The sequence below is a fragment of the Rhizobium sp. SVR5-2C genome, assembly GCF_056755115.1.
Genome location: NZ_JBNDHT010000536.1, coordinates 1 through 243, shown reverse-complemented (window position 1 = coordinate 243; position 243 = coordinate 1). Strand labels below are relative to the sequence as shown.

1 pseudogene is annotated in these 243 nt (G+C 74.1%); it reads left to right on the top strand.

Going from position 1 to position 243, the window contains the following annotated elements:
* Positions 1-243, top strand: a pseudogene (locus ACPYOI_RS36810) (hypothetical protein); the annotation flags it as partial.

Sequence of the window (243 nt, the reverse complement as noted above, 5' to 3'; positions counted from 1 at the left end):
ACGGTGACCTGCCCGTGACGCATCAGCCGATCCGTGAGGCGCGGGGCCCGGTCGGCGCACCGCCCCGCCACCGGCTCGGGCTCCTCGCCGTGGCGTCGACGGCCGTGGCGCTGGCGGCGGCCGACACGTACGTCGTCGTGCTCGCGCTGACCGACATGATGGCCGGTGTCGGCATCGGCATCGACGCCCTCCAACGGGCCACGCCGATCATCTCCGGGTTCCTCCTGGGCTACGTCGCGGTGC